We start from the raw sequence: 23,293 nt of genomic DNA, 5'->3' as shown, positions 1-23,293 counted from the left end.
AGCTAATATAAGCTACTTTTCATCCTTATCACTGTCTTTTTCTAATGCATATTCTTCTAACTCAGCTTTTAATATATCTTTTCCTTCATCATTTAATATCTTATAACTTCTTAATTCTTTGTATAAGACTATTATAGTAAGTATAGTAGATATTAAATCTGCTAAAGCTTGAGATAACCATACACCATTAAGTCCTAAAAATTGTGGGAGTATTAATATAAATGGTATTAAAAGTATTACTTGTCTAAGTAAACTTAAGAGCATAGCAATTTTAGCCTTACCTATAGACTGTATAAAGTTACTTCCAGTTATTGATATACCAACGATTGGCATCATAAACAAATAGATTCTAATTCCTTGTATGGATATTTTCATAAGCTCTTCATCTTTATTGAATAATCCAATAAAAAATTTTGGATACATTTGTATAAAAAATGTACCTATAAACAATATAATTGTTGCTACGCTTAAAGACATTAAATATGCTTTTTTGACTCTATTATATTTTTTAGCTCCATAGTTGTATCCAATTATAGGTTGTGCACCTTGGTTAAGTCCAAATATAGGCATTAAAAATATCATAGCTATAGAAGAAATTGTTGTCATTGCACCAATAGCTAAGTCTCCGCCATAAGTTCTTAGTGCATTATTAGATATAACTTGAACTAAGCTTGCAGCTAACTGCATAAAAAATGGCGACATACCTATAGCAAATGTGCTAATTACTAAATCTTTTCTTAATATTAAATTATTTTTCCTTATTTTTAAATTAGATTTTTTAGATAGATAATACAAAATAGTAAGTATCGCCGTTACACATTGCGCTATTATAGTAGCTAGAGCCGCTCCTTGTATTCCTAAATTAAAAATAAATATAAATAAATAATCTAAACTTGCATTTAATATGCACCCTAGAATCATGATTCCTGATGATATCCTAGGATTTCCGTCTGCTCTTATAGAATGATACAGAGAAAAAGAAAGTAAGTTAACTACACTTCCTACAAGGATTATATCTATATAAGTTTTTGCATATATTAAAGTATTTTCACTAGCACCAAATAGTATAAGAATATCTTCACTAAATATAATACCTATTATAGTTAATATAATACCTATTATTAAGGATAATGTTACTGCATTTCCTAGCAGTACTTCTGCTTCATAATTTTTCTTTTGGCCAAGTTTGATAGATATGTTAGTAGTTGTCCCAATACCTATTAACATTCCAAATGCAAGTATTATGGTAGCTATTGGCATAGTTATTCCAAGGCCTGTTATAGCAAGTGGTCCAACTCCAGGAATTTTTCCTATAAACATTCTATCTATTACATTATATAAGGCATTAACAAGCATTCCTATAATTGCTGGTACTGAATACTTAAATAATAAAGAATTGACATGTTTTACTCCTAGTTCAGTTTGTGAATGCATTTAGACTCTCCTTTTATAATTTTCTTTATATTAATATAGATTCTAAATTTTAATATATATTTATAGTTATTGTTCTACTATTTCTTATAAACTATTTGTGACAAGTTTTGTGATACTTAAAAGTTTTTAATCTATATTCCATTATTTATAATATGACTTAAAATTTTTTTAAATAACTTCTGTTTAAATTTTTCATTAAAATTTTATTTCATTTTAATTATGCCTATTTATATCACTTTTATAAATTATACAATTTTTTATATATAAAAAATTCGCTTCGCTCATGTCGCCAACGACTTAGTCCGTTGCTCAAAATGTCTTTTTTACGCTCTGCAAACACTTAAACCTCAATAGTTATCCACAGTTTTTTAAGTATCATAATTTCCTTGAGCGTAAAAAAGGCTATCTTTTAAAGATAGCCTTACTTACTATTTATTGCTAAAATGTCTTTTTAATAATCCTAAAAATGCTTTACCATGTCTTGCTTCGTCCTTACACATTTCATGAACTGTATCATGTATTGCATCTAAGCCTAATCGCTTTGCTTTTTTTGCAAGTTTTAATTTTCCATCTGTTGCACCATATTCAGCCTCAACCCTTGCTTCTAGGTTAGACTTAGTATCTGCAACAACAACTTCTCCTAAAAGTTCAGCAAATTTTGCTGCATGTTCAGCTTCTTCATAAGCTATTCTTAAATAAGCTTCTGCAATTTCTGGATATCCCTCTCTATCTGCTTGGCGGCTCATTGCTATATACATTCCAACTTCAGTACATTCTCCAACAAAATTAGCTCTAAGCCCCTCTAGTATTTCTTCATCTATCCCCTTAGCTATACCTATTCTATGTTCATCAGCCCATATTAATTTACTATTCATTTCTTCAAACTTTTCACTTCCTACATTACATACTGGACAAGATATAGGCAAGTTTTCACCTTCATAAACATAACCACAAACTGTGCATACAAATTTTCTCATAACAACAATACCTCCAAAATTTTTAATTTATCTTAATTTTTAGTTAATTTTAATTATTGCATTTTTTATATACTTGTATTTTTTATATACCCTTGCTTTTTATTATATAAACAATATATATCATCCAAATTTTATTTTTTATAATATTTAGAAATATAGTTATATTTCTAAATATTATAAAAAAAACGCAACATTATCACTATAATTAGTTTTCTTACTATATTATACATTTTTTTTTGCATTTTATAAGTAAAATTACAATATTTAGAAAATTTTTTTATTTTTTTAATTTTAAATAAATTAACCGTATATTTTTTTGTATACTTAATTAAATTTTAAGATGAAAAAATATTTTAATTTCATGCAAAAAACCAGTAAAAAATAATTACTGGTTTTTTATTTTATATATGCTTTTAGCTACTAATTCTTCTCGTTCTTTTTGATTGTTATTATCTAAATATACTCTATAAATATTTACATATATTTTTTCTTCTTCATGTTTTTCATCAGTCCTTATATATAACTTCTCTCTATCTTTATCACATCCATATATTTTAGTTGTTATAGCTCCATTTTTTATTATATTTTTTATATAAACTGGATGACTATATGGATTTTTAAACTTAAAATCTATATAACCGTAGGATACTGCTGCATCTTTTCCTCTAGGTGCATATCTAGATGGATAAGTATGATTGTGTACTTCTACTATTTCCATATTAGATATAAGAGCTGCATTATATATTGTAGTTGAAACTTGACAAACTCCTCCACCTTCTCCGTTTACATATTTACCTCCTACTATAACTTTTGCACTTTTATATCCATTAGACCAAGTTCTAGGTCCTGTAGCTGAATTATATGAAAAAGTTTCATTTGGCATTATAACTATATCACTTGTACTCTTTCCTGCTATATATATATTGTTTCCTCTTGAACTTTTATCATTAAAGCTAGTACTATATTGGCCTAATATAGCATTAATACTTTTTACATCTGATGTATTAATTTTGGGCTTTATTACTTTAACAGGAAGATATATATCTTTTATTTCTTTTTCTTTTATCATTTCATATATTTTTTCTTTTAACTTAGAAACATCTACTTCTAACCCATCTTTTGACTCAGTTGTTTTTATTTGTGAACTTTCACTTATACTTACAGTAGCATCTATCTCACTTTTATCTATTTCTTCTTTTATAGATTCTATTATTTCACTAAGCTTAGCTTCATCATATGATGCTTTTAGCTTTATTTTATGTTGTTTTTTTATAGCTAAATCAAATATTCTTCTTAGATTTAATAAATTATCCTCAGTTCTTGTATAATCTTTTGCTAATTTTACTGCTTTATCTACATTATAATTTAATTTTATTATATCTTTATTTATTACCCATGTTTTTTGATTGTATCTTATATTTATATTTTTAGGATGATAATATTTATTTATTTTATCTTCTGCTTGCCTTGTAGTTAAGTCTTCTACATTAATATCTTCTATATATATATTTTTAAATATTTTAGGATCTTTTATAATTTCATTTTTTTTCATACCTAAATTAAAAAGTGATATTATAACTAGTATAAGTACAATAGTTATTTTGTTTATTTTAGTAGTCATATTTTTCTCCTTAATTTGTTGTCTTTATTATTTTCTCCTCTTAAATATTTTATATTCCTATATATAGCAATGATTTCAAATTGATTCAACTTTAATTTCAATTTTGAAATTTGAATTATTATGGTATTTTTGAAATTTCATTTAATATTTAAATTTTTTTATAAAAAAATATAATTTTTAATATACTTTTTTAAGTATTATGTTATAATAAATTATCAATGAATATTAAATTGAAATCCATCTAATAATATTTGTATTTTTAAAATAAGAAAAGAGGTAAGCTTAGCCTCGTATGTAGAGAAATCTGCATATGGTACAACCTGAATTGCAGGTAATTCCTAAAGCCTAAGTGCCACAACGTAAAAGCGAATAGCTTTAAGCGTGAAGGAACGAAAGTAGAAAGAAGTCTTAGGATGGTATATGGTTAAACCCTAAGTACCAAAACAATGGATGTTCTTGCAGGGAAGTCCCGAATAGGGAAACCTTCAACGACTAGAGATTTATCTCGTACACTATAAGCGATTGATAGTGGAAGTAGGTTGCCCCTAACGAGTAATGTCGAGGGTGAAGAAATAGTCTGCTCTCATATGAAAGTATGAGAAGTTTTTTAAGAAACTGCATAAGCCTAGCGAACTTGTGTGAACAAATGGTGTCTATTATGATAAAAAGAGTAAAGTTATCTAAATTTAATGGAGAACTATGTGAAAACTTATATGCTGATGTATGTTATATAACAGCAACTAACTTTAATGATGTTACTAATTTATACAATAGGGTGAGTGATGCTCTAGATAATAAAAATTGGTTAAAGTCTCGTGATGAGCTTTATTTGATGGATGTTTTAGATAAAGGTGGATTTATAATTGGTTGTTATGTTGAAGAAACTTTAGTTGCTTCAGCTCTTTGTGAAGCTCCTAGTGGAGATTATTTAGATTATCTTTACGAGCTAGGGCTAGATGATTTAGATATTAATTCTAGCTATGTATCTGGATATGTGATGGTAGACCCTGTTTATCGAGGAAATGCTCTTCACAGAACACTTATGGAAACTAGAATAGAAGAATCTTTACTTAGAGGTAAAGACTTTATAATAACTGCTATAGCTACAGAAAATATTTTTAGCTTAAATACAGTTTTAAAACTTGGATTTGAAATACAATTTGAGAGAGAAAATGAATACGGTATAAAAAGAAATATACTTACAAAAAGATTAGTAGAACTTTCTGAAGAAGAATTTACTGCATAGTACTATTTTATGTACTTATCTTGAAGGCATCTTTATGCAACCTAGTTATAACACTTGGCTATATAAAGATGCCTTTTATTTATCTTAATTTAAAAATTATTTGAGTATTTTAAGTGATAAATGTATATCCTAACTTTATAACTTTTTATTTATGTATATTTAGGTAATAAATGGTATAATAGTTATAATTCTAATCATTTTCAAATATATATGGAGGTATATATGAATATTTTAAAATACTTATTAATTTTCATACCTATAAGCTTTGTAGGTGAATTTATGCATTTCCCACCTACTCTTATGTTTATTTTGGCTGCTTTATCGATAATACCACTTGCTGGTCTTATGGGTGAAGCAACTGAAGAAATTTCTTTTTATACAGGTCCTAAAATAGGAGGTTTTTTAAATGCGACCTTTGGAAATGCAACAGAACTTATAATTTCATTCTTTGCTTTAAAAGCTGGCTTATTTGATGTTGTAAAATCTTCTATTGCTGGCTCAGTTATAGGAAATATATTATTAGTTTTAGGAGCTAGCATGCTATTTGGTGGTATAAAGCATAAAAATCAAACCTTTAATAAAAAGGTTGTAGAAGTATCATCTAGTATGCTTTTATTTGCAGTTATAGGACTTTGTATTCCTGCTGTTTTTACACATACTATTGATCCTTCCCTTTTAAATACTAAATATGAAGGTCTTAGCGTGGTAGTTGCAATAATTATGTTTACTATATATATATTAAGTTTAGTTTTCTCATTCTTTACTCATAAAGATATATATTCTATAAACCATAGTGATGATGAAGGTAGCACTAAATGGACATTAAAAAAATCTATTATAGTGCTTGCTCTAGCTACTATATTTATAGCTATTGAAAGTGAATTTTTAGTTAGTGGTATAGATTCTTTAACTAAAACTCTTGGACTTAGTGAATTCTTTGTTGGTATAATTCTTATACCTATTATAGGAAATGCAGCAGAACATTCTACAGCTATTGTTATGGCTATGAAAGATAAAATGGATGTATCAGTTGAAATTGCAATTGGCTCAAGTTTACAAATAATATTATTTGTTGCTCCAGTTTTAATATTTTTAAGCTTACTATTTACTCCTATGAGCATAGTATTTAACCCTTTTGAATTAGTGTCTCTTATTTTTGCAGTTCTTATTGTTAATAGAGTTGCTAGCGATGGAGAAAGCAATTGGCTAGAAGGGGTCCAATTACTTTCTGTGTACTTTATAATAGCAGCAGGCTTTTTCATATTATAAAGTAGTATGATTGTATTAAAATATAAAAGCACCTAAGTAAGTTTTTAGCTACATAGGTGCTTTTATATTTTAATTTATTTCTATTGATTTTTTTAAGTCAATATCATTTTCAAAATTTTCAATTCTATGAGCATTGGAGAAATCTTTTTCATTTTTTATAATTTCTTTATTTTTATATCCATAATCTTTTTTATTATATTTACCTAAATATCCTCCATTTATTATTGTATATAAAGGGTCTCCTTTGACTATATAGTTTTCTATAAATTTATCATAATTTATAAAAAAATCACTACTTCTCCATTTTTTATCATTAATATCTATAAATCCATCTGATTCTATTGATTTATCAAAAAACTCAATTAATTCTTTTTTATCTTTAATTTTTTCATCTGTTTCTGAGAGTATATCTACATAAGCTGATATATAATATCCTACTAAACTTTTTTTGAGTATTAAGGGTCCATATTCACCTTTTATATGATTAGGATTCATATTATTAGCAGCATTAAAAGTTATTCCTTTTATATTTTTATAACCATTGTTGTAAAGTTCATATACAGCGTATTGAGTTAAAAGTCCTCCTAGTGAATGACCTGTTATATATATTTTATCTTCTTTATTTATAAGTGGAGTAAGAAATTCTATACAAGCATTTCTTTGAGGATGAGGCATAAATTGCGTTAAGAAATTACCTAACCAATCCTTATAATCTTTACTAGCTTGATAAGCTATTATCAAAGCATCTCCATTTTTTAAAGCTATAGCAGAAAAACCTTTAGTATGTCCTGTAGTTCTTATTATAGTAAAATCACTTAAAAGATCATAATTTTTTCCAAATACTTCTTTTACTGTTTTTCCTACTTTCATTTTTTCTATACCTTCATAACTTAACTTACAGCTTTCAAGTAACATCTCACCATTTACTTTTACATTTTTATTTCTAAATCGCGGAGTTATAAATTTATCATTTAATTTTGGATTAGTTTTATATTTTAATTCATATTCATTACTTTTACCATCATTATCAAAATCTTCATCTTTATCTTCTACCCCATTATTATCACTATCTTTTTTATTTGGATTAAGATTTAGTTCAATTTCAATCTTATCATTTAATCCATCTTCATCACTATCTTTTTTATATTTATTACTCCCTATTATTTCTTCAAGCGCATCTGTTATTCCATCATTATCACTGTCAATTCTCCATAAAATATTGTCTTCATCTAATAAATTTTCTAACATTTCTTTATTATTTTTGTTTGTTTTTAATTGCCCATTACCGTAAACTACCGTGCTAATAATAAAAAATAAAATTAAAGTTGCACAAAATATTCTTTTTATCATAGTTTATCACCTATTTTTTATATAATATTATTTTGTTAATATTTTATGCTATTTGTAATTTTTTATATAATAACATTTCCCTACATGTAAAAAGTAGCTGAAAAATCAAAAAATTCTTCAACTACTTTTTAATTTATAGCTTTATAATTTTATTATCACTAATACTTCCACTAACTTTACTTTCATAAGCATATCTAATACCTAGATTTTCAACAAATGATTTTATCCATAATTCTCTAAGATTATATAGATATTCTAAATCTCCTTTACCTAGTTCATAATTAGATTTGTGTATATCTTTATTTTCTTGATATTTTATATATTCTTCATTTTTTTCTATTACAGAGCTTGCTCTATCACAAGGCATACCAGCTAATATATAATTATTTAAAGAAACATATACATTTTCTGGTGTATCTATTTTATTAGATTCATTTTTTGCACATTCTATAGCTTGTTGAGTATATGCATTTTTTGTAAGTTCTACACTATCTTCTACATATATCTCTTTATATTTAGTCACTATATATGCAGTTCTACTTTCAACTTCTTTTATTCTTTCTTGTAACCACCCATGTATATTATCTACATCTATTAATTCTTCTAATGGCTTATTTACTAAATATTTTCCATATAAAGTAACTGCTTCTTCTTGTATTTTTAATGCATCTTTTTGATATCTATCTGCGTGTAATCTTACTATATGTTCTTCTAAATCTTGACTTAATTTTACTTTATTAAATAACCAAGTGTGTATTGGTGCTAAAAATCTACTCATATTTTGTCTCCTTTATTAATTAAGATATTGTTTTTAAGTTTTATTTAACTTTATTTAGTAATCTGTTCATTAATTTTAAAATTAATACTATCAATTTATGTATTTATTATATTGCATTATATACCACCCAATCCGTAACATAAGTTACTGTTTTTTCTATTTTTTAAGAGTATCATATTAAATATACTAAATATCAAAAGGAGTAATAAAAATGCAAGATAAAAATAAAACATTAGAAAAACAATTATGTAATTTTACTATAGAGTATACTTCTATTAGATTAAAAGAGCTTGTACAAAAAGTTAAAGAAAATGAAGTAGGTTTTAACGACAATCTATTGAAAGATCTAACAGAAATAACATTCTCTTATAATTTTTTCAATGAGGTTGAAGAACTTGAATTAGATTTTCCTCTTCATAATAAGGTAGAAAATCTTTTAAATGCTCTAAAAACAATAAAAGAATTAAATAACCTTACTGATAAAGAATGTTACTTAGGTCAAATTTATAATACATATTCTAATTATTGCGATAAGTGCAAAAATGTAGATGATTATTTAAAAAGAGATGAACTAAAAAAATATCTATTAACTAATATTTTAAGTTTCAATGATATAGATCCTTCATCTATTGTAAATAGTAAAATTGAGTCAGTAATTGATTTATGGATTTCAACATTAAGTGATTTTAATTGCAAAAATGAAAATGGAGTTTCTTCAAAATTTCAAGAACAATTAGCTAAACTTTAGGTAGTATGTATATTTTTTTATTTACAATTATAATTTTATTTGTAAATAGTAAAATTTACATAACTAAAAAAGAGATTAAAGTTAAATATAGTATCATAGATATAGGATATTAAGTGTATTATATACTTGTCCTATATCTTTTTTATATAATATAATTATATTAATATACAATTATTATATAATACAGATGAAATTATTGTAAATCAGTGGGGGATAAACAAATGAAATCGAAAGATAGAAAAATAATCATAGGAATAGTTTTGATAGTATTAATTGTATTTGCTGGAATTAAAGTTATAGGTTTTCAATATTCAGGTATAGATAAGAAGGCAATACTTACAATAAAAAATATTACAGAATAATATTAATATAATACAAAATTAAAAAATCCAATAGTTTGTCTATTGGATTTTTTAGTATTGCTATATATGTATAATAAATTTAATATAATATTTATTCAATAGTTATTGCACCTACAGGGCAATTTTCCATTGCATCATTAGCTGATTCTATTTCATTTTCAGGGATATCAGTTGTTACTGGTACAGATTTCCCTTCATCATCCATGCTAAATACATCTGGACATATACCTACACAACCTTCACATCCTATACATGTGTCTCTATCTACAAATGCTTTCATTTTATATCTCCTATTATATCTTCTATCTTTTAAAATATTATTGTAACAAGAATTGAACTAAGCTCTCTTGCTATTACATTATGTTCTACCCTTGCATCAAATGGTAAAAAGTCTCCTGGATTTAAAACGAATTTTTCTCCTGTCTTAAATTCAATATCAACACTTCCACTTATAACTTGAACAGTAGCATATCCATTATGAGTATGATTTGGTAAACCTTTACCTTTTTCAAATTTAAAAAGTATATTTTTGAATTTTTCGTTTTGAACTAATATTTCTCTATTTGTTTCTATATTATTTAAGTTTGTAGCAATTAGTTTCATTTTATCCATCTCCTTTTTTTATAGGAAACTTTTTATATTAAGTAATATTAATTATATAAGTAGTAACTTATATAATTAATATTACTTTTATAACCTATTTTTCTCCTAAGAACATTTTTAAATCATCTTCAACATTAGTTATTCCACCTATACCAAAGTTTTCAACTAAAACTTTAGCTACATTTGGTGATAAGAATGCTGGTAATGTTGGTCCTAAGTGTATATTTTTAACTCCTAAGTATAATAATGATAATAATACTATTACAGCTTTTTGTTCATACCAAGCTATATTAAATGATATTGGTAAATCATTTATATCTTCAAGTTCAAATACTTCTTTAAGTTTTAATGCAATAAGTGCTAATGAGTAAGAGTCATTACATTGTCCTGCATCTAATACTCTTGGTATTCCATTTATATCACCTAATGGTAATTTATTGTATTTATATTTAGCACATCCTGCTGTTAATATAACAGTATCTTGTGGTATAGCTTTTGCAAATTCTGTGTAGTAGTTTCTTGACTTAGCTCTTCCGTCACATCCACCCATTACAAAGAATCTCTTTATAGCTCCAGTTTTTATAGCATCTACTATTTTATCTGCAAGTGCAAATACTTGATTATGAGCAAATCCACCTACTATTTCTCCAGTTTCTATTTCAACTGGTGCTTTACATCTTTTAGCATGTTCTATTATTTGTGAGAAGTCTTTATCATCTTCTGAATTTCCTTTTATATGAGTACATCCAGCAAATCCTGCTGCTCCAGTAGTGTATACTCTATCTTTGTAACTATCCTTTGGCGGAACTATACAGTTTGTAGTCATTAATATTGGACCATTGAAGCTTTCAAATTCTTCTTTTTGCTTCCACCAAGCATTTCCATAGTTACCTACAAAGTGTGAATACTTTTTAAATGCTGGGTAATAATGAGCTGGTAACATTTCTGAGTGAGTATATACGTCTACTCCTGTTCCTTCTGTTTGCTTAAGTAATAATTCTAAATCTTTTAAATCATGTCCTGATATTAATATACCTGGATTATTTCTAACACCTATATTAACTTTAGTTATTTCTGGATGTCCATAAGTTCCAGTATTTGCACTATCAAGTAAAGCCATTGCATCTACCCCAACCTTACCTGTTTCTAGTGTTAATGCAACTAAATCATCTGCTGTTAAAGTGTTATCTAAAGTCTTAGCTAATGTACTTTGCATAAATGCATTTACTTCTTCACTATCATAACCTAGTGCATTAGCATGTTTCATATATGCAGACATTCCTTTTAATCCATATATTATAAGTTCTCTTAAACTTCTTATATCTTCATTTTCAGTAGCTAATACTCCTACTTTGCTTGATTTTTCATCCATTTCTTCTTTAGTTGATGCATTCCATAAAGCTACTTCTGATAAGTTTTCTTTATTTTCTAATGTAGCTAATAATTCTTCTTTAGTTGATAAAGTTTTTGCAACTCTTTCATAGAATACTGAATCATCAAAGTTAGCATTAGTTATTGTTGTAAATAAGTTTATAGTTACTAAATTATTAACTTCATCTGCTACTTTTTTTCCTTCATTTCTAAGTCTAGTTGTAACCTCTGATAATCCTTTAGTTACATATATTAATAAATCTTGCATTCTTGCTAGATCTGGTGATTTTCCACATACCCCAAATTTTGTACATCCTGTACATCCTGCTGTTTCTTGACATTGGAAACAGAACATTTTATTTTCCATAATTATTCCTCCATCACTGTTGTGTTTTCTTATCTTTAGGATACTCCTTATTGGTTATTTTTTCTGTAACGTATGTTACATTTTATAAAAATTTATAAGATTTTTTATTAATATAAATCATGATTAGTTATATCTATCACAAAAGTTGTCTTAAAAAATATAATATAGTACAACTAAATTAGGATGTGATAATATTGAGAAATTTAAATTTATCTAAGGTTAATGTAGTTATAGAACCACCATATACATCTACATCACCTATTAGATTTAGAAGGTATAATATACTTCACCTAGATAATCCAAGAGAAGTTAATTTATCTATTTCACCATACTTTTATAATCTAGATTTATATACTACTAGTACAAACTTAATATATAGTCAATGGTATTTTATATATGGTGATAGGTATCAAATAACTTTTGCAGTATTTGTTGGTGATTATCCTTATGATGTGGCTAAATATCGATATGAAAAGTTTTTAGAGCTTCTTCCTATGTCTATAAGTGCTGTAGCTAATGGAGATAAAGGTCTTCTAGAAGCTAATCCTAGCTTATATGAAGCTCCCGTATATGTTAGATTCATCTCCTCCTACCCTCAATTTAATAAAATAGTTCCTTATAAATTTATTAAAGACTATATTGATGATAAAGTAGATGTATCTGTTAAATAAAAATAATTTTTTAATTTATTGGTATTTATAAAAAATGATTAGTACTTTGTATAATTTATAAAATAAGGAGGAACGAATCGTTCCTCCTTATTTTATTTAAATATCTCAATACTTCTATCTAGTATCCCAGTAAAGTAAGCTATAACTAAGCCATAGTTAGTTATAGGTATATTTTTTTCTTTGCATAGATTTATTTTGTTTATTACACTTTTTCTATTAACCATACAAGCCCCACAGTGTATTACTAAATCATAATTTTCTATGTCATTAGCAAAGTCATAACCTACCTTAAAATCAAAATCTAGCTTACCACCTGCTATTTTTTCTAGAATTTTAGGTATTTTAACTCTACCAATATCCTCATGACTTATATTGTGGGTACAACTTTCACACATTAATACTTTTTGACCTGGTTTTAAGTCTTTAAGTTTTCTAGCTCCATTTATCAAATCTTTAAGCTCTCCTTTTTGTCTAGCAAATAGTATTGAAAAACTTGTAAGCTTCATATCCTTTGGTATCATAGCATCTACTTCTTTAAATGCTTGTGAGTCAGTTATAACTAAATCTATATCTTTTAAATCTTTTATTGCGTCAACTAGTTCAGTGTCTCTTACCACATAAGTCTTTATGCCATGATCTAAACAATCTCTTATCACTTGGACTTGTGGAAGTATTATCCTACCTTTAGGAGCTTCTGAATCTATTGGTACTACTAATACAACTTTAGAACCATAATCTAGTAAGTCTCCTACTATTGGCCTATCTTCTTCTTCAGTTTCTAATTTTTTTATAATAGTTTCTTTTAAAGAATCTATATTAGTATTTTCTTTAGCTGATACATATATTGGATTTTTGAATTCTTTATTTATATTATCTATCTCATTGTTTTTTAGCTTATCTAATTTATTTACAACTACTATATGAGGTATATTATATTTATTAGCTTCCCTCTTCCAAGTCTTATATGTACTTATATCGGGATTTTTACCGTCTACTACATACATAGCAAAGTCTAATCTTTTTAAATAGTCATAGCTTTTTTTAATCCTCATTTTGCCTAATTCACTTTTATCTTCAAGACCTGCTGTATCTATTAATAATACTGGACCAAAAGGAATTAACTCCATAGCCTTTTGAACAGGGTCTGTTGTTGTTCCTTCTACACTAGATACTAGTGATATTTCTTGGCCTAATATTTTATTCATTAAAGAGGATTTACCACTATTAGTATTACCATATATCCCAATATGTTTTCTATTTGCATTTGGAGTATTGTTCATAATTACCTCCTAAAGATAGAAATCTCTTTCTCCAGACTTCATTTTCCCTAAACTTTCCTTTGTATAAGATTTAATATCTTCTCTTTCTATACTTTCGACTTCAGTGTTTATTATTTCTTGTGCTTTATCATATAACTCTTTATCTCCATAGTCTAATGTAAACTCATGAAGTGTCATAAGTGCATTAGGTTCACATACATATTTTATATTACCAGACTTGGCAAGTTGCATAAATCTATCTCCAGTTCTACCTTTTCTATAACATGCTGTACAGTAACTTGGTATATATCCATCATTTAATAATTCTTTTAGTATTTCTATAGGACTTCTCTCATCATTAGTCTTAAACTGTTTAGTTTCTTTTCCTTCTTCTCTTTCCTTATATCCACCAACACCAGTTGAAGAACCTGCAGATATTTGACTTACTCCATATTTTAATAGTTCTTTTCTCATAGCTGGAGTTTCTCTTGTTGAAAGTATAAGTCCTGTAAATGGTACTGCAATTCTAAGTATTGCTACTATCTTTTTAAACATTTTATCACTAAGTAAATGTGGATAATTTTCTAACGTAACCCCCTTAGCTTCTTGAAGTCTTGGTACTGATATAGTATGGAATCCTACACCATATTTTTCTTCTAAGTGAGCATTATGCATCATAAGTCCTAAAACTTCAAATCTAGGGTCTGCTAGTCCAAATAATACTCCAGCTCCTACATCATCTATTCCTGCCTGCATAGCTCTATCAAAAGCTGTTAAATGATAATTATAATCTCCTTTTATAGACTTAGGATGCATTAAATCATATGTTGGCTTATGATAAGTTTCTTGGAATAATATATACGTTCCTATCCCTTTCTCATGAAGAGCTTTATAATTTTCTACAGTAGTCGCTGCTATATTTACATTAACTCTTCTTATTTCTCCATTTGCATTTTGAGTTTTATATATTGTATCTAAACATTCTAATACATAATCTATAGGTGCATTAACAGGGTCCTCTCCAAGTTCTAATGCTAACCTTTTATGTCCCATTTGTTCAAGTATTCTTACTTCTTCTGCTACTTCATCCATTGTAAGTCTTCTTCTATTAAACTTATTATCTCTTTGATAACCACAGTACACACAGTTATTTACACAGTAATCACTTACATAAAGTGGTGCAAATACTACTATTCTTTTTCCATAGATGTCTTTTTTAATTTGCCCTGCTAATGAATATATCTCTTCTAAATCTTTCTCATCTTCAGCTTGAAGAAGTATTGCTATATCTTTATAAGATAATCCTTCTCTTTTTTTAGCTTTATTTAATACTTCTTTTATCTCTTCATTTGAAGGATTTTTAGTTTCCTCTAATATTTTGTATATATATTCATGATCTATAAACATTTAAAACATCTCCTTTAGTTAAATTTAAGTAACATTTATTAATTTGTGCTTTTAAAACTTATACTATTTTCATATTAGCCTCTAAAATCAGGATTATCTCCTCTAGTTATTTCAACTTCAAATCCAGCTTCTTTTATTTTTTCTTCAGTTAATCTTCTATATTCTGCATCTTCATCTAATATGTATGCTTTATTATTATATAGAGAATATTTTTTTCTAACACTCATAGGTGATAAATTTGGCATTATAACATTTCCACCAGCTTTAAGGCCTGCATTTCTTCCATTTTTATCAATACTTGATAAGGCAGTTGTTGCAGGAAGTAATACTTTTGGAAGTAATAATCTAACTATAGCTAAACATATTACAGTTTTTTCTAAGCTCCCATGAGGATAGTCCTTAAGTGGAGTATCTTTATGAGGAATAAAAGGTCCTATTCCACACATTGCAGGTTCAAACTCCTTTACAAACCTTAAATCATTAGCTAAATCTTCATTAGTTTGATTTGGTATTCCTACCATAAATCCTGCTCCTGCTTGATATCCTATTTCCTTTAGATTTTTTAAGCAATTAAATCTAACTTCATAGGGTTCTCCTGGATGAATAGATTCATATAGCTTCTTAGATGCACTTTCATGTCTTAATAAATATCTATCCGCACCTGCTTTAAACATTTTTTCATAAGATTCATAACTTCTCTCACCTAAAGATAAAGTTAAAGCATTATTTGGAAATTCATTTTTTATAGCAGTTATAATTTCTACCATAACATCATCAGTATAATATGCATCTTCACCACCCTGAAGTACAAAAGTTTTATATCCTAGCTTATCTCCTTTTCTAACGCATTCTAAAACTTCATCAATATTTAGTCTATATCTCTCGGCACTTTTATTACTCCTTCTAAGCCCACAATACAAACAATCCTTCTTACAAAAGCTTGTAAGTTCTATAAGCCCTCTTAAATAAACTTTATTTGAATAAGTTCTCATTCTCGTTTCATGCGCTTTTTCTATTAGAAGATTTTTTTCTTCTTCATTTATATTATCAAGTAGATAAAGTAATTCTTCTTTGCTTGCGTCATTTTCACTATATAGTTTATTTATTATATCTATAACATTCATTAATATCACCTCTTTAATTGAGTTAAAATAAAATCTCAATACTACTTAAAATAAGTTTTAAGCACTATTAAAATTTCATTTAATATATTCAAATTAAAATTTTATTATTTTAATTAATTTTCAAAAAATTTTTTAATCAATTTATCAGAGTCTCAAAATGCATAAGTTTTATGAATTAACTATAAAACTCATGTATTCTGAGACATATTATATTAAATATTCCTTTGTACTAAATTATTCATATAAATAACTTTTTATCCAATGCTTTTTTCTTCACTTTTAGCATTATCAACTTTAACATCTCCACGACCTAACATATAATATTTAGAATCAAATTCTGTATGTAAAAGTTCATGAGATACATGAGATAATGGTTTTTCAAAGAATTCATCATAAGCTTTTATAACTTCTGGGTTTTCATAGCTACATTTTACATTTATATGAGCATCTTTATTGTATAATCCTTCTATACGCTTTAATCTTATTTCATTAGTTACTTTCTTTTTAGGCTGTTTAGGTTGTCCAGCCCCACCTATACATCCACCTTTACATGTCATTACCTCTACAAATTGATAATCTACTTCACCACTTTTTATTTTTTCCATTAAAGCTTCCGCATTATTTGTAGTTTGAACAGCAGCAACTTTTATAACTTTATCTTCTATTTGAAGTGTAGCTTCTTTAACTCCTTCAAGACCTCTAACTGGCTTAAAATCTAATAATTCTTTAGTTGGTCTCTCTCCTGTTAATACATGATAAGCTGTTCTTACTGCAGCTTCCATAACTCCACCACTATTACCAAATATAATACCAGCTCCACTACCTTGTCCCATTAGGTCATCAAAGTTAGAACCTTCTAAAGCTTCAAAATCTATATCTTCTTCTCTTATCCACTTAGCTAGCTCTTTAGTAGTTAATATGTAATCATTGTCTCTTAATCCTTCTATATTATTGTATTTGCTAGAAGAATTCATTTCAGGTCTACTTATTTCATATTTTTTAGATGTACATGGTGTTATTGTTACATTTACTATTTTAGCTGGATCTATATTTGCTTCTTTAGCAAAGTATGTTTTTATAGCAGCTCCTTGTATACCTATTGGACTTTTAGTTGTAGATAGATTTGGTATAAACTCTGGGTAGAAAGTTTCTACATACTTAACCCAAGATGGACAACAACTTGTAAATTGAGGTAAGTTCTCACTTTTATTGATGATTCTGTCAACTAACTCATTTGCTTCTTCCATTATTGTCATATCCGCACCAAAAGTTACATCAAATACATACTCTCCACCTAATTTTCTAAGTGCAGCTACCATTTTATCTTCAACATATGAACCTACTTCATATCCAAACTCTTCTCCAAGTGCAACTCTAACTGCTGGAGCTGTATTAAATATTACTATTTTTTCAGGATCATTTATAGCTTCTTTAACTTTTTGATAGTCTTCTACTTGAGTTATAGCTCCTACTGGACATGCTACTGCACATTGTCCACAATGTATACATATAGCTACATCACCTGTTTCCTCTAGGTTAAATCTTCCAGCAACAGCTATATCATTATCACAAGTACGTTTACATAATCCGCACTTTATGCACTTATCGTAATCAATTTGTATAGCTGGATTGTCTAATTCTACTGGTACAACTTTTTCTGTAAATAAATGTTTCATGATTTTTCCCCTCTGCTACTTTATTTTATTGTCTAAAAAAATTTAATCATCTTATATGACAACCCTCTAATATTTATAAGGTTGCCATATAGTGCTTTAAACTTTAAACTATGGTTTTTATATATTAGATTTGCCATTTTTCGACATATCTAATATAAATTTATATACCCAAATTTTTAATTTATTATCATATTTTTTAATTTTTTTTTATTTTTTCTTAAGAAAACATTTCCCATTTAATTACAAATTTGTATATTTTCCATTTTACTTTGACTTATATAGCCATTTTCAATTATAATCTACTAATGAATGGATTTTTTTACATGAGGAGGAAAATATGTCTTTTTTAGAGAAATTTAAAAACAAAAAAGTTATGATTGGGGTAAGTGCAGTAGTAATAATAGCACTTGGAAGCGGTTATTTTATTTATAGGAATAATAAAATAAATAATGAAGTAAATGAGTTAAATGCTCAAATAGAAACTTACACTATAGCAGATAGTGAAAAGGTATTTATAAATGGGGTTATAGTACCTACTCAAACAAAAGACTTTAATCCTTCTACTGAGGGTGAAATAAGCAAGTTAAATGTTACAAATGGTAAGATTGTAAAACAAGGGGATTTATTATTTACAACTAAAAATCAAAATATACTAGATGAAATAGATGGTCTTAAAGCTCAAGTTAATGAACTTAAAAAAGCAAATACAGAAAATGACCCTACTATAAAAACAGAAATAAACAAAATAAATGCACAAATATCAGCACTAGATAAAAAAGCCTATGTAAATACTTATGCACCTTTTGCTGGTAAAGTTTATCTAAATAATAATGAATCTGAAAATAATAATATGCAAGGTCAAACTTCATCATTTATGACACTTATAAGTTCAACATTTTATATGCAAGGTCAAGTAAGTGAACAAGATTTAGTCAAACTTCAAATGGATGATCCTGTAGATGTATTAGTATTTTCAAATAACAAAAATTTAAGTGGTAGAATTAGCTTTATATCAGATAGACCAACTACTAATACTAATGAAATGAATATGGGCAATCAAGGAAATATGTCTTACTATGATGTTAATGTATCTTTTGAAAATCAAGAAGGTTTAGTTAATGGATTCCATGTTCAAGGTTCTGTAAAAGTTAATAATTCATTAGTTAAGGTACCAACAACTGCAATATTAGAAAGTAAAGAAGACGGTACAGCTTATGTATTTAAAGATTTAGATGGAATACTAAAAAAACAAATAGTCGAAATACATGACAAAAATGAAGAATTTAGTGTAATCAGTTCTGGTCTTGAACCAAATGATATAGTTATTAGATATATATCACCTGAAATGAAAGAAGGCGACCCAGTAAATACAGGTAATGCAGGTGCTAATAATACACCTTCAAATGTAGATGATTCTACTGAAACTACTACTGAAGGAGCTGAGAATTAATTTGAGTAATGTAATTAGACTAGAAAATATAGAAAAATATTATAAAGTTGGAAAAGATAGGCTTCATGTTCTAAAATCTCTAAATCTTGAAATAGAAGAAGGAGAATTTGTAATGATAATGGGTAAGTCAGGTAGTGGTAAAACTACCTTACTTAATTCCCTAGGTCTTTTAGATAAATTTGATGAGGGCAAGTATTTCTTTTTTGATAAAGATGTTACTAATCTTAGTGAAAATCAAAAATCTGACTTTAGAAATAAAAATATTGGATTTATATTCCAACAGTTTAATCTAATAGAAAGTTTAGATATTTATCAAAATGTAGAACTTCCATTACTTTATAGCAATCACTTAAATAAGGCTCAAAGACAAGAGATAATACTAGAAAAATTAGATTCAGTTGGTCTTGGTGATAAAGCAAAATCTAGACCTCTTCAATTGTCTGGTGGACAGCAACAAAGAGTAGCTATTGCTCGTGCACTTGTTAACAACCCATCATTAATATTTGCAGATGAACCAACAGGAGCACTTGATAGTGAAACTAGTAATGATATAATGAACGTTTTAAAAAAGTTAAATGAAGAAGGTAAAACTATAATAATGGTTACTCATGATAGTGATTTAATAAAATATGCCACTAAAGTCATAAGACTTAAAGATGGTGTATTATCATCGGAGGTATAACCTATGAATATGATGAAAAATGCATTAACTAATTTAAAAGGACATAAACTTAGAGTCTTTATAACTCTAGTTTGGATAATAATAGGTATTACCTCTGTAATACTTGTAAGTTCTATTGGTAATGGTGTTAAAAAAGAAGTTCTAAAATCAGTTAGCAAAGTTAATCCTAACAAAACTCAAATATACTTTGAACCTACTAACTCTAATATGGCAGGTATGACAAGCTTTTTATCTCCATTTAAACTTAAAGATTTAGAAGAGTTATCATTTTTAGAAGGTGTTGAAAAAATTGGACCTGCTAAAGATGATTTTGCTATGAATTCTATGTTTTATTCTGAAGCTTATTTTGATAAAAAAGCTACATATGTTGATGTTTCACCATTAAAAGATGATACTACTTTAAATCCTCTATATGGAAGAAGTTTTTCTTATGAAGACGAAAATAGAAAAGTTATTATAATAACTCTACAAAATGCAACTGATCTATTTGGAACTCCTGAAGATGCTTTAGGTAAAGGTATAAGTATAAATGGAAATATATATGAAGTAATAGGCGTTATAGACGAAAGTTCCGTTGTTAAAAAAGAAAAGGAAAAATCTAATTCTTTTGAATCTATGTATTATGGAGATATGGATTATCTAACTTCATATATGCCAAAAAAAGCTTTAGATGTGCTAATGAATCAAAATATGTATCCAACTGATATATACCAATTAGATTTAGTTGTATCTAATGGATATGATTTATTTGAAACAGCTTCTAGAGTAACACAAAAACTTCATGAACTTCATCCGGATATAGAAGGAACTTATCAAGTTCATGATCCTAGTGAACAAACTAAAGCACTTGAATCTATGGTAAATAATATAAATATGTTTATAACTGTAATAACTGCTATTTCTATGTTTGTTGGTGGTGTTGGGGTTATGAATATTATGTATATATCAGTAATGGAACGTCAAAGAGAAATCGGTATAAGACGTGCTATAGGAGCTAAACCTCGAGATATAATGTTACAGTTTTTAACAGAATCTGTATTTATAACAGTTTTAGGTGGTATACTTGGTATAATAATAGGATTTATAGTTGTAAACTATGCATCTAGTTACCTACCATTTAAAGCTATAGTTAATATAAACAGCTTATTCTATGCCTTTATTGCTACTATTGTAACAGGAGTTATTTTTGGTATAGTACCAGCTTTTAAAGCATCTAGATTAGATCCTATTAAAGCTATATATAAATAAATACTTTAATTTAACGTATATTTCATACTAACTAAATAATAACGATGTTTAAATAATAAAAAAGGAGCGTCTTTAAAAGACACTCCCTTTTTTATTATTACATGCTTATTATCTTTGCTAATGATACTATTACAATTAAGTGAACTGGATAGAACCAATAAAACATCCACTTTATAAACTTATTAGATATTCCTAATTTTCCATTGTACATAAGTATTGGAATTATTGCAAATACCATCATCCATTGGTAATCCCATAAAAATGCAGCATCTATAAAATCAGGTCCAATCATAGTTACTAGTCCAAGTAAACTAAACACAATGTAAGCTAAGACCATACAAACCTTTTTTTCTCTTAAGAAGTAGAATATTAATACCATACCTACTCCATATAAAGATGCTTCTGTAAAAAATCCTGCTATTCCAAATAAAATAGCTAATAAAATTTTCCAATTTAGAATACTAAATTTATTCGTACTTGATTTTGCATATTCTATCATGCTTAACATACAAACTGCAAGTCCTAATGATAAGAATATATTATTTGGTATCTTAAACACTATATCTACCCCTATCATTAATACAGCCATTGAGAAAAGTCTTTGTATATATTTACTTTTACTTCTTGTATGATAAAAACCTTCAACTATTAAATAGAAAAATATTGGTGCAGCTAACTTTCCTAAATATCCAAACCATATAGGTACTTGATTGTTTAATGCTCCATTCATATAAGTATAAATATGATCCATAGCCATAAATATAATAGCCATAATTTTTAATGTAAAATTACTAAATAATTTCATTTATGTCCTCCTGTATTGATTTGTGATATTATTTTATTATTTTTTGTTAATACGTACCATCGATTTAGATTACATTATACTTACAAATTTGTAATGTAATAGTGTTTTAAGTCAAAAAAATAACATAAGCCTAATATTAGGCTTATGTTATTTTTTATTATATACACTCTTTATCAGATAAACTTAGATTACCATCTACTATAGATATTATTCTATCTGCTTTTTTAGCTATATTTTCATTATGAGTTATCATTATAAGAGTTTGATTATATTTTTTTATAGATGTCTTAAGAAGTTCCATAACCTCCTCAGTAGTTTTAGTATCTAAGTTTCCTGTTGGTTCATCTGCAAGTATTATACTAGGTTTTGATGATAGTGCACGAGCTATTGCTACTCTCTGTTGTTGTCCACCTGATAACTGATTAGGAAGATGTGTTTTTCTATCACTAATTCCTAGTAAATCCATTAAGTCATTTATATATTCTTTATCAACTTTTCTATTATCTAATTTTACTGGCAATTCTATATTTTCAGCTACGTTAAGTACAGGTATTAAATTGTATTGTTGAAATACAAATCCAACTTTTTGTCTTCTATATTTTGCTAGTTCCTTATCACTTAAGCAACATATATCTTTCCCATCTACTTTTATAGTTCCACTACTTGGTCTTTCCAATCCTCCTACTAAATGTAGGAATGTACTTTTTCCGCTTCCACTAGGTCCTACTATTGCAACAAATTCCCCTTTGTTTATCTTTAAATTAGCATCATTTAATGCATGTACAGTTGTTTCTTTTTTTCCATATATTTTACCTAAATTAATAGTTTCAAGTATAACCATAATA

At 27.1% G+C, this 23,293-nt stretch carries 22 protein-coding genes; 8 read left to right on the top strand and 14 right to left on the bottom strand.

Features of this window, described 5'->3' with window-relative positions:
* Positions 1–12 precede the first annotated feature (12 nt).
* The 3 genes from ABCP60_RS03360 to ABCP60_RS03350 form a co-directional block, all read right to left on the bottom strand.
* On the bottom strand, positions 13–1,434 hold the full coding sequence (locus tag ABCP60_RS03360) for an MATE family efflux transporter (RefSeq protein ID WP_343101238.1): 1,422 nt from the start codon (positions 1,432–1,434) through the stop codon (positions 13–15).
* Positions 1,435–1,862: 428 nt separating this feature from the next.
* Entirely contained in the window at positions 1,863–2,411 is a 549-nt protein-coding gene (locus ABCP60_RS03355) for a ferritin family protein (RefSeq protein ID WP_343101237.1), read from the bottom strand.
* A 385-nt stretch (positions 2,412–2,796) separates the two neighbouring features.
* A complete protein-coding gene (locus tag ABCP60_RS03350; RefSeq protein WP_343101236.1) occupies positions 2,797–4,032 on the bottom strand; it encodes a VanW family protein in 1,236 nt (411 codons plus the stop codon).
* Positions 4,033–4,690: 658 nt separating this feature from the next.
* On the opposite strand from ABCP60_RS03350, the gene ABCP60_RS03345 reads away from it, so the two are divergent.
* Both ABCP60_RS03345 and cax read left to right on the top strand, forming a co-directional pair.
* On the top strand, positions 4,691–5,278 hold the full coding sequence (locus ABCP60_RS03345; protein WP_092926190.1) for a GNAT family N-acetyltransferase: 588 nt from the start codon (positions 4,691–4,693) through the stop codon (positions 5,276–5,278).
* A 222-nt stretch (positions 5,279–5,500) separates the two neighbouring features.
* A complete protein-coding gene (gene cax, locus ABCP60_RS03340) occupies positions 5,501–6,547 on the top strand; it encodes a calcium/proton exchanger (RefSeq protein WP_343101235.1) in 1,047 nt (348 codons plus the stop codon).
* Between the two features lie 69 nt (positions 6,548–6,616).
* Here cax and ABCP60_RS03335 read toward each other — a convergent pair whose 3' ends face one another.
* Positions 6,617–7,897: a DUF2974 domain-containing protein gene (locus ABCP60_RS03335; RefSeq protein WP_092926194.1), complete on the bottom strand. Its 1,281-nt coding sequence runs from the start codon at positions 7,895–7,897 to the stop codon at positions 6,617–6,619.
* Between the two features lie 133 nt (positions 7,898–8,030).
* Entirely contained in the window at positions 8,031–8,675 is a 645-nt protein-coding gene (locus tag ABCP60_RS03330; RefSeq protein ID WP_343101234.1) for a hypothetical protein, read from the bottom strand.
* 211 nt (positions 8,676–8,886) lie between these two features.
* On the opposite strand from ABCP60_RS03330, the gene ABCP60_RS03325 reads away from it, so the two are divergent.
* Positions 8,887–9,423, top strand: coding sequence for a hypothetical protein (locus ABCP60_RS03325; RefSeq protein WP_343101233.1), 537 nt, complete (start codon positions 8,887–8,889; stop codon positions 9,421–9,423).
* Positions 9,424–9,644: 221 nt separating this feature from the next.
* Complete coding sequence (locus tag ABCP60_RS03320; protein WP_343101232.1) at positions 9,645–9,785, top strand: hypothetical protein; 141 nt, start codon at positions 9,645–9,647, stop codon at positions 9,783–9,785.
* A gap of 91 nt (positions 9,786–9,876) precedes the next feature.
* Here ABCP60_RS03320 and ABCP60_RS03315 read toward each other — a convergent pair whose 3' ends face one another.
* The 3 genes from ABCP60_RS03315 to hcp all read right to left on the bottom strand — a co-directional run bounded on the left by ABCP60_RS03315 (position 9,877) and on the right by hcp (position 12,126).
* Positions 9,877–10,065 (bottom strand): ferredoxin, encoded by a 189-nt coding sequence (locus tag ABCP60_RS03315; protein WP_092926200.1) that lies wholly within the window; start codon positions 10,063–10,065, stop codon positions 9,877–9,879.
* Between the two features lie 29 nt (positions 10,066–10,094).
* Positions 10,095–10,388, bottom strand: a complete 294-nt coding sequence (locus ABCP60_RS03310) for a cupin domain-containing protein (protein WP_195237097.1) — start codon at positions 10,386–10,388, stop codon at positions 10,095–10,097.
* 94 nt (positions 10,389–10,482) lie between these two features.
* Positions 10,483–12,126 carry a hydroxylamine reductase gene (gene hcp, locus ABCP60_RS03305; protein WP_343101231.1) on the bottom strand — a complete coding sequence of 548 codons (1,644 nt, stop codon included), beginning with the start codon at positions 12,124–12,126 and terminating at the stop codon, positions 10,483–10,485.
* A gap of 194 nt (positions 12,127–12,320) precedes the next feature.
* On the opposite strand from hcp, the gene ABCP60_RS03300 reads away from it, so the two are divergent.
* Positions 12,321–12,797, top strand: coding sequence for a staygreen family protein (locus tag ABCP60_RS03300; RefSeq protein WP_343101230.1), 477 nt, complete (start codon positions 12,321–12,323; stop codon positions 12,795–12,797).
* A gap of 92 nt (positions 12,798–12,889) precedes the next feature.
* On the opposite strand, the gene hydF is transcribed toward ABCP60_RS03300, so the two are convergent.
* The 4 genes from hydF to ABCP60_RS03280 form a co-directional block, all read right to left on the bottom strand.
* Complete coding sequence (hydF, locus tag ABCP60_RS03295; protein ID WP_343101229.1) at positions 12,890–14,077, bottom strand: [FeFe] hydrogenase H-cluster maturation GTPase HydF; 1,188 nt, start codon at positions 14,075–14,077, stop codon at positions 12,890–12,892.
* 9 nt (positions 14,078–14,086) lie between these two features.
* Positions 14,087–15,463, bottom strand: coding sequence for a [FeFe] hydrogenase H-cluster radical SAM maturase HydG (gene hydG / locus ABCP60_RS03290; RefSeq protein ID WP_092926210.1), 1,377 nt, complete (start codon positions 15,461–15,463; stop codon positions 14,087–14,089).
* Positions 15,464–15,537: 74 nt separating this feature from the next.
* Positions 15,538–16,587, bottom strand: a complete 1,050-nt coding sequence (gene hydE / locus ABCP60_RS03285) for a [FeFe] hydrogenase H-cluster radical SAM maturase HydE (protein WP_092926212.1) — start codon at positions 16,585–16,587, stop codon at positions 15,538–15,540.
* Positions 16,588–16,841: 254 nt separating this feature from the next.
* Positions 16,842–18,263 carry a [FeFe] hydrogenase, group A gene (locus ABCP60_RS03280; protein WP_092926214.1) on the bottom strand — a complete coding sequence of 474 codons (1,422 nt, stop codon included), beginning with the start codon at positions 18,261–18,263 and terminating at the stop codon, positions 16,842–16,844.
* A gap of 337 nt (positions 18,264–18,600) precedes the next feature.
* Between ABCP60_RS03280 and ABCP60_RS03275 the strand changes: the two genes are divergently transcribed.
* The 3 genes from ABCP60_RS03275 to ABCP60_RS03265 are packed head-to-tail and all read left to right on the top strand — an operon-like array spanning position 18,601 to position 21,643.
* Positions 18,601–19,713, top strand: a complete 1,113-nt coding sequence (locus ABCP60_RS03275; RefSeq protein ID WP_343101228.1) for an efflux RND transporter periplasmic adaptor subunit — start codon at positions 18,601–18,603, stop codon at positions 19,711–19,713.
* A complete protein-coding gene (locus ABCP60_RS03270; protein ID WP_166505272.1) occupies positions 19,673–20,395 on the top strand; it encodes an ABC transporter ATP-binding protein in 723 nt (240 codons plus the stop codon). Before ABCP60_RS03275 ends, ABCP60_RS03270 begins: the two co-directional genes overlap by 41 nt.
* A gap of 3 nt (positions 20,396–20,398) precedes the next feature.
* A complete protein-coding gene (locus ABCP60_RS03265; protein ID WP_166505271.1) occupies positions 20,399–21,643 on the top strand; it encodes an FtsX-like permease family protein in 1,245 nt (414 codons plus the stop codon).
* 97 nt (positions 21,644–21,740) lie between these two features.
* Here the strand turns inward: ABCP60_RS03265 and ABCP60_RS03260 are convergent, their stop codons facing one another.
* Positions 21,741–22,448: a TraX family protein gene (locus ABCP60_RS03260; protein ID WP_195237091.1), complete on the bottom strand. Its 708-nt coding sequence runs from the start codon at positions 22,446–22,448 to the stop codon at positions 21,741–21,743.
* A gap of 157 nt (positions 22,449–22,605) precedes the next feature.
* On the bottom strand, positions 22,606–23,289 hold the full coding sequence (locus tag ABCP60_RS03255) for an ABC transporter ATP-binding protein (protein ID WP_166505269.1): 684 nt from the start codon (positions 23,287–23,289) through the stop codon (positions 22,606–22,608).
* Between the last annotated feature and the right edge of the window lie 4 nt (positions 23,290–23,293).

Source organism: Romboutsia sp. MSSM.1001216sp_RTP31141st1_G3_RTP31141_220114 (assembly GCF_039031195.1).
GTDB classification, from domain to species: domain Bacteria; phylum Bacillota; class Clostridia; order Peptostreptococcales; family Peptostreptococcaceae; genus Romboutsia_C; species Romboutsia_C hominis.
The sequence above is the reverse complement of the archived record's forward strand: the minus strand, read 5'-3'. Positions and strand labels throughout refer to the sequence as shown.